The following is a 6,839-nucleotide window of genomic DNA, read 5'->3' as shown; positions in this document are numbered from 1 at the left end:
GAAGCTAGAGCGCCGATATGTCTCGGTTCGCAGTCGCATTCGCGCCCAAACCGCCCACATATCTCTTCAGATATCCATCAATGTCAAAGAGCAAGGAAACAAAATCAACCAGTAGCGCCAATCACTCGCGGCGCTGCTAGCCAACAGCATCTCCATTTTTCCGTTCGCTTTCAGTGCCTTGCGACCCGTCCGGCGCACCGTCGCGGTGTGTTCCGCTTCGGTGAGGGGGCTTTTACGGAGACTGCCCGCAGCGCGCAACCCCTTTTTTCGCGCCTTCGTGCATTTTCTTTCACGCCCCTGCCGAAGCCCCTTTTTTCATTGGGTCTGAGGCGCGCGAAAATCTGCTCCAAGACTTCGCCACCCTGCTGTTGCGGCGCGACCAACACGGGAATCGCGATTCCCCAATCCGCAAAAATCCTTAGATGACCTTAGGGAAGGGCGCGAAATCCCGAGTCAGCGTCACGTCCGAAGCCCGATTTTCCGGAATCACTTGCCCCGATAGGCCTGCAACTGGCTCAGCCGCACATGCCGCAAGGCTTCGACCAGCATGGCCGCCAGAATCCCGAAGTTGAGGAATCCGCCCGCCCCGGTCATCGCGCCGAGAATACGCCAGTCTTTCGGCAAGATCACATCGCCATAGCCCAGCGTCGTATAGGAGGTGAGCGAGAAATAGACCGCCGCCTCCATCGTGTGGAACACGCCTAAGAGCCGGAAGCAGATCGCCCAAAGCCAGACGCCTACGGTGACCACCCCCATCGCCCAGAGCGATACGACCAAAAGCACCATCAGCAATTTGGGGCGATGCGGCTCGCGCAAGAGCCAGCCATGAAGGCGCGAAAAGCCCCACTCCATGATCCAGGCCGCCAAGCCTGCGGCAAGCACATTGGCCAGAATCATGACCGAGCCGATGAAGATCTGAAGCACCATCTGTATACTCCTATATACGGCGCTACTGCGGCCCTGCCGTCCTGTCCAGCACCTTGGTGCCGCACTGGACATAACGCCCCTGCTCGCCTATCTCAGCCAGACCATGGCCAAGAAATCTGATCCCAACTCCAAGCTGATCGCCGAAAACCGGCAGGCGCGTTACCATTATGCTATTCAAGACGACCTTGAGACGGGGATCGTTTTGATGGGCTCTGAGGTGAAAAGCCTGCGCGTTGGGCAATCGAACATCGCCGAGAGCTATGCCTCGGTCGAGAATGGCGAGTTGTGGCTGATCAACTCTTATATCGCGGCCTATAAGGAAGCGGGCGTCTTTGGTCATGAAGAACGTCGCCCCCGCAAGCTGCTTGTCTCCAAACGCGAACTGGCGCGGCTTTGGGCAGCGATTGGGCGCGAAGGCATGACGCTTGTGCCGCTGTCGATGTATTTCAACGACAAGGGCCGGGTGAAGCTGAAGCTGGGCATCGCCAAGGGCAAGAAGGTTGCCGACAAACGCGAGACGGAAGCGAAACGCGACTGGAACCGTCAAAAACAACGCCTTCTGAAGCAACACAGCTGAGGCTTGGCCTTGCCCCCATCAGCGCGCGAGTCTAAGCACGAAGCGATGACTGGAGGGCATGCGATGGCTTTGGACGACCCGAAAACGCTCGTTTCCACAGACTGGCTGGAGACGCATCTGCGCGACCCCGATCTGCGTATTCTCGACGGATCTTGGTTCCTGCCGCAAATGGGGATTGATGCGAAAGCCGCCTATGATGCGGCGCATATCCCGGGCGCGCGGTTCTTCGACATCGACGAGATCTGCGATAGCCGCTCTGATCTGCCGCATATGGCCCCGCCAGTTGAAAAGTTCGTCTCCCGGATGCGGGCGATGGGCGTGGGCGATGGCCATCAGGTCGTGATCTATGACCAGAAGGGCATTTTCTCCGCCCCGCGCGTGTGGTGGACCTTCCGGCTGATGGGCAAGGTGGATGTCGCCGTGCTGGATGGCGGCCTTCCGAAATGGGTCGCCGAAGGGCGCGAAGTGGAAGACATGCCGCCGATGCTGCGCGACCGCCACATCACGGTGCAACGCCAAGCGCATCTGGTGAAGGATGTCACGCAGGTGGCCCATGCTTCGAAACTGGGCGATCATGAAATTATCGACGCACGCGCGCATGGCCGGTTCATTGGCGCTGAGCCCGAGCCGCGCCCCGGTCTGCGCCAAGGCCATATCCCCGGCTCGAAAAACGTGCCTTGGGATACGGTGCTGACTGAAAACGGCACGATGAAATCCCCCGAAGAGCTGCGCGCGATTTTCGAAGCCGCCGGGGTGGATTTGTCAAAACCCGCCATCACCACCTGCGGCTCGGGCGTCAATGCGGCGCTCTTGGCTTTCGCGCTCGAACGCATCGGCCATCGCGACCATGCCGTTTACGACGGGGCCTGGGCCGAATGGGGCATGTTTAACGACCTCAAGGTCGCAACCGGAGAAGCATGATGTTCAATTCCCTCAAAGCTCAAGCCCCGGATAAGATCCTGGCCCTAATGGGTCAGTATCGGGCTGATCCGCGCCCCGAGAAGGTCGATCTCGGCGTTGGTGTGTACAAAAACGCCGACGGGCTGACCCCGGTGATGCGCGCGATCAAAACCGCCGAAAAACAGCTTTGGGAAGCCGAAACCTCGAAAAGCTACACCGCACTCGCAGGGGAACCGGCGTTCCACGCGGCGATGGCGGAAATGGTGTTGGGTGCGGACTACCCGGCCGACCGTTTGGCCTGCCTTGCCACCGTCGGTGGCACCGGTGCCTGCCGTCAGGCATTTGAACTGGCGCGGATGGCGAACCCGGATATGACCGTCTGGGTCTCCAACCCGACGTGGCCGAACCACCTGTCGATCCTCGCTTTCATGAAGCAGGAGTACAAACTCTACCGTTATTTCGACAATGACGCCCGCGCGGTCGCCTTTGACACGATGATGGAAGACCTTCAGGCGGTGAAAGCGGGCGATGTGGTGCTACTGCACGGCTGCTGCCACAACCCGACCGGTGCGAACCTGACGCTCGAGCAATGGGGCGCAGTGGCGGACCTTTTGGAGGCCAAAGGCGCCGTGCCGATGATCGACCTTGCCTATCAGGGCTTTGGCGATGGTCTTGAAGACGATGCCGCGGGCACCCGGTTGATTGCCTCGCGTCTGCCCGAGGTGATGATTGCAGCCTCGTGCTCGAAAAACTTCGGCATCTACCGCGAACGCACCGGCTGCCTGATGGTGCTGAGCGATGCGGCCAGCAAAGACGTGACGCAAGGCACACTCGCCTATCTGAACCGCCAGAACTACTCTTTCGCGCCCGATCACGGCGCGCGTCTGGTGACGATGGTCCTGACCGATGCCACCTTGAAAGCCGACTGGATGGCCGAGCTGGAAGAGGTGCGCAATGGCATGCTGGGCCTGCGCGAACAACTCGCCGCAGAACTGCGCCAACTGTCGAACTCGGATCGGTTCGACTTCTTGGCCCGTCACCGTGGCATGTTCTCGCGCCTTGGGGCGAGCCCGGAGGCGGTTGAGAAAATGCGCGTCGATAACGCCATCTATATGGTGGGCGACTCGCGGCTCAATATCGCTGGCCTGAACACGAAAACGGTGCCGCTGCTGGCCCGCGCGATCATCGACGCTGGCGTCTGATCTGCACAAAAACGCGTGAGAAGGGCGGTCCTGCGGGGCCGCCCTTTGCATTTTGCGCGTCCGGCCCTTGAAATCATAAGCACGCTTATAATATACCCGCTTATCTCTTAGAGGGTCCACATGAGCGATTGCGAACTTCCCCCCGAAAGCCTTGGCTTTCTTATGCATGATGCAACGCGGCTGCTGCGCCGCCGGTTTGAGGTACGCGCCGCAGAATTGGGCCTGACTTCGGCGCAATGGCGGCTCTTGGTGCATCTGATGCGCGGCGGCCCCCAACCGCAGGCGCGGTTGGCTGAATTGCTGGAAATCGAACCGATTTCGCTCAGCCGACTTGCCGACCGGATGCAAGAGGGCGGCTGGGTCGAACGCCAGCCCGACCCGCATGACCGGCGCATCCGTATTCTGCATGCCACCGACAAGACGCGTGCGGTGATCGGCCAAGCCAAAGAAATCGCCGAAACAATTTACGCCGATGCACTGGCGGGGCTGGACCCCGCCATCGTCGAACAACTGATGGCCGCGCTGCGCCAGATCATTTCCAACCTTTCCCACACGACCGAGACCGACCATGACCGCTGAAACAGTTGCCCCAAAGAAGTCTCCGAAGAAACTCCTGATGGCCGCCCTGCCGCTGGCACTTGTGGCAGGCGGTCTATGGGTCTGGCTTGCCTCGGGCCGTTACGAATCGACCGAGAATGCCGCCGTGCAACAAGCCCGTATTTCCGTCGCCTCCCAGCTTTCGGGCCGGGTGACAGAGGTCTTCATTGCTGACAATGCGGTGGTGAAAGCGGGCGCACCGCTTTTCCGCGTTGACCCGCAACCCTATGAACTCGCGCTTGCGCAAGCCGAAGCATCGCTTGCCCAAGCCCGGCTTGGGGTCGAACAATTGCGCGCCGCTTGGGCTGCTGCTGTGGCGCAAGAAAAGGTGGCGCAAGACAACGCCGATTACCTGCAAAGCGAGCTTGAGCGCCAACAGCAAATCACCGCGCGCGGCGCAGGCACGCAATCGGCGCTGGATGCCGCGCGCCATGATGCCTCCTCCGCGCTTGAAACGCTTTCCGCGGCCAAGCAAAACGTGGCCGCCGCGCTGGCCGCTTTGGGCGGCAACCCAGATGTCAAAACCGATGATCACCCGACCGTGCAGGCCGCGCTCGTGGCGCGCGACCAAGCCGCCTATGATCTGAGCCAAACCACAGTGAAAGCCCCCGCCGACGGCGTGGTCTATAAGGCGGGCAGCTTCAAAACCGGTCAGTTCGTCACCGCGGGCGCCTCTCTCTTCTCGCTCGTCGAAACCGACGACACATGGATTGAGGCGAATTTCAAAGAGACCCAAATCGGCCACATGGCCCCCGGGCAAAAGGCCACGATCGAATTCGACGCCTTCCCGGGCCGTGACTATGAAGCGGTGCTGGAAGCCGTGGGCGCAGGCACCGGGGCGGAATTTTCGATCCTGCCCGCGCAAAACGCCACCGGCAACTGGGTGAAGGTGACCCAGCGTGTTCCGGTAACCCTGCGCCTTGTGCCCGGCAGCAACCTTGAGGGGCTGCGCACCGGGCTTTCAGCCTCGGTCACGGTGGATACCAAAGCGCAGACGCATCTCGATGCGCTGGTGATGGGGCTCGAAGCCACCCCCGCGCAGGCCGCGACCGGAGAATAAGCCATGAGCGCGCCCACCGAGGTTCCGCACAAGGGGCTGATCACCGCCTCCTTGATGCTGGCCACCATCATGCAGGTGCTCGACACCACCATCGCCAATGTGGCCCTGCCCGCGATGCGCGCCGATTTGGGCGCCTCCTCGGATACGATCAACTGGGTTCTGACCTCATATATCGTGGCGGCAGCCATCGCCACGCCGCTGACGGGCTGGTTCTCTGAACGCTATGGCCGGAAAGAGGTGTTCATCGCCTCGATCATTGGCTTTGTGGCGGCCTCAATGCTGTGCGGCATCGCGTGGAGCCTTGAGACGATGGTGCTCTTTCGCCTTGCCCAAGGGGTTTTTGGCGCGGCCATCGTGCCGCTGAGCCAAACCTTCCTGCTCGATATCAACCCGCGCGAAAAGCACGGCCAAGCGATGGCGATCTGGGGCGCGGGGATCATGGTCGGCCCGATCATCGGCCCCACCTTGGGCGGATATCTGACGGACACAATCAACTGGCGCTGGGTCTTTTATATCAACGTGCCTTTGGGCGCGGTGGCGCTCCTCGGCTGTGCCGCCTACCTGCCGCATATGGCACGGCGCATTCGGCGTTTTGACTTCATCGGCTTTGCGGCTTTGGCCATCGGCGTCGGTGCGCTGCAACTGATGCTCGACCGCGGCGGCGAGGTGGATTGGTTCAACGCCGCCGAGATTTGGATCGAGCTTGGCATCGCGCTTTCAGGCTTTTGGGTCTTCGTGATCTGGATTTTGGGGACCGAGCATCCGTTCTTGGAACCCGGCATGTTCAAAGACCGCAACTTTGTCACCGGGCTCGTCTTCATCTTCGTGATCGGGATCATTCTTCTCTCGTCACTCGCCCTTCTGCCGCCGATGCTTTCGGGCATTTTCCAATATCCGATCATTACCACTGGCGTGGTGATGGCCCCACGCGGCATGGGCACGATGATCACCATGATCGCAGCAGGCAAACTCTTGCGCGTCGTCGATGCCCGCAAACTGGTGGTGACGGGGCTTTTGCTCACCGCGTGGTCGCTCTACATCATGACCGGCTTTGGCCCGCAGATGGATTCAACGCTGATCGTGGTCTCTGGCTTTGTGCAAGGGCTTGGGTTGGGGCTTGTTTTCGTGCCGCTTTCCACCGTGGCCTTTGCCACGCTTGATCCGCAATATCGCGGCGATGCGACGGCCCTTTTCAGCCTTGTGCGCAACATCGGCTCGTCCATCGGGATTTCGATTGTCACGCTGCTGCTCACCCGCAATACGCAGATCAATCACACCGAACTGGTGGCGAATATCTCGTTGCTCGACCCGGAGTTCGCCGCACGGATGAGCGGGCAATTGGGCGGGCTGATGCAGTCGCTCACCCTAACACGCGGCGAAGGCGCGTTTTGGAGCGTGATCAACCAATCGGTCAACGCCCAAGCCGCGATGATCTCTTACGTCGATGACTTCAAGGCGATGATGTGGGTCACGCTTTGCGCCATCCCTCTCGCGCTGTTCCTGCGCAAGCCCACCGCAAGACCGGCAGACTGATACAGGCAGAACGCAAACCAACCAAAGCAAAAGGCCCGGGATG

General features: G+C 60.6%; 7 protein-coding genes. 6 read left to right on the top strand and 1 reads right to left on the bottom strand.

Translation table 11 applies throughout. The features are described 5' to 3' along the window. Nucleotides 1-486: 486 nt before the first annotated feature. Nucleotides 487-927 carry an ion channel gene (locus BW967_RS07930; protein WP_076484519.1) on the bottom strand — a complete coding sequence of 147 codons (441 nt, stop codon included), beginning with the start codon at nt 925-927 and terminating at the stop codon, nt 487-489. A gap of 103 nt (nt 928-1,030) precedes the next feature. Here BW967_RS07930 and smpB point away from each other — a divergent pair, with 103 nt between their 5' ends. The 6 genes from smpB (at nt 1,031) to BW967_RS07900 (ending at nt 6,796) form a co-directional block, all read left to right on the top strand. Next, nucleotides 1,031-1,504: an SsrA-binding protein SmpB gene (gene smpB, locus BW967_RS07925; protein WP_076484518.1), complete on the top strand. Its 474-nt coding sequence runs from the start codon at nt 1,031-1,033 to the stop codon at nt 1,502-1,504. A 63-nt stretch (nt 1,505-1,567) separates the two neighbouring features. Continuing rightward, nucleotides 1,568-2,425, top strand: coding sequence for a 3-mercaptopyruvate sulfurtransferase (gene sseA / locus BW967_RS07920; protein ID WP_076484517.1), 858 nt, complete (start codon nt 1,568-1,570; stop codon nt 2,423-2,425). Next, nucleotides 2,425-3,606, top strand: a complete 1,182-nt coding sequence (locus BW967_RS07915) for an amino acid aminotransferase (protein WP_076484516.1) — start codon at nt 2,425-2,427, stop codon at nt 3,604-3,606. The genes sseA and BW967_RS07915 overlap by 1 nt, the downstream gene beginning before the upstream one ends. A gap of 120 nt (nt 3,607-3,726) precedes the next feature. Continuing rightward, nucleotides 3,727-4,185, top strand: a complete 459-nt coding sequence (locus BW967_RS07910) for a MarR family winged helix-turn-helix transcriptional regulator (protein WP_076484515.1) — start codon at nt 3,727-3,729, stop codon at nt 4,183-4,185. Then, on the top strand, nt 4,175-5,263 hold the full coding sequence (locus tag BW967_RS07905) for an HlyD family secretion protein (protein WP_076484514.1): 1,089 nt from the start codon (nt 4,175-4,177) through the stop codon (nt 5,261-5,263). The genes BW967_RS07910 and BW967_RS07905 overlap by 11 nt, the downstream gene beginning before the upstream one ends. Nucleotides 5,264-5,266: 3 nt before the next feature. After that, entirely contained in the window at nt 5,267-6,796 is a 1,530-nt protein-coding gene (locus tag BW967_RS07900) for a DHA2 family efflux MFS transporter permease subunit (RefSeq protein ID WP_076484513.1), read from the top strand. Nucleotides 6,797-6,839: the final 43 nt, after the last annotated feature.

This window comes from Rhodobacter aestuarii, assembly GCF_900156655.1.
Classification (GTDB): Bacteria; Pseudomonadota; Alphaproteobacteria; order Rhodobacterales; family Rhodobacteraceae; genus Rhodobacter; species Rhodobacter aestuarii.
The sequence above is the reverse complement of the archived record's forward strand: the minus strand, read 5'-3'. Positions and strand labels throughout refer to the sequence as shown.

Excerpts from the sequence above, each read along its gene's own strand:
- BW967_RS07915 (WP_076484516.1), top strand. The coding sequence starts at position 2,425 with ATGTTCAATTCCCTCAAAGCTCAAGCCCCGGATAAGATCCTGGCCCTA.
- BW967_RS07900 (WP_076484513.1), top strand. The coding sequence starts at position 5,267 with ATGAGCGCGCCCACCGAGGTTCCGCACAAGGGGCTGATCACCGCCTCC.
- BW967_RS07905 (WP_076484514.1), top strand. The coding sequence starts at position 4,175 with ATGACCGCTGAAACAGTTGCCCCAAAGAAGTCTCCGAAGAAACTCCTG.
- BW967_RS07930 (WP_076484519.1), bottom strand. The coding sequence starts at position 927 with ATGGTGCTTCAGATCTTCATCGGCTCGGTCATGATTCTGGCCAATGTG.
- sseA (WP_076484517.1), top strand. The coding sequence starts at position 1,568 with ATGGCTTTGGACGACCCGAAAACGCTCGTTTCCACAGACTGGCTGGAG.
- smpB (WP_076484518.1), top strand. The coding sequence starts at position 1,031 with ATGGCCAAGAAATCTGATCCCAACTCCAAGCTGATCGCCGAAAACCGG.
- BW967_RS07910 (WP_076484515.1), top strand. The coding sequence starts at position 3,727 with ATGAGCGATTGCGAACTTCCCCCCGAAAGCCTTGGCTTTCTTATGCAT.